The sequence below is a fragment of the Klenkia sp. AC732 genome, from assembly GCF_979256525.1.
Genome location: NZ_CEEDOS010000170.1, coordinates 1 through 239, shown reverse-complemented (window position 1 = coordinate 239; position 239 = coordinate 1). Strand labels below are relative to the sequence as shown.

General features: G+C 79.1%; 1 protein-coding gene. It reads left to right on the top strand.

Features of this window, described 5'->3' with window-relative positions; genetic code table 11:
* Positions 1-239: hypothetical protein (locus AC0IVP_RS22140; RefSeq protein WP_471759310.1), on the top strand; the 239-nt coding region annotated here is incomplete at both ends.

The following is a 239-nucleotide window of genomic DNA, read 5'->3' as shown; positions in this document are numbered from 1 at the left end:
CACGCCGGCCGGCACCGCCCGCAGCGAGGAGCAGCTGGCCGTGCTGCGGGGCCTGCGGGACGGGTCCGTCGAGGTGCCCGGCCTGACCGTGGACGCCGAGGCGCGCTGGTCGTTCCTGCAGGGCCTGGGCGCCGTCGGCGCGGCCGGGGACGCCGAGATCGACGCCGAGGCCGCCCGGGACGCCACCGCCACCGGTGCCCGGCGCCCTCACCCGCAACAGCCACCTGCACTTCCGCAAC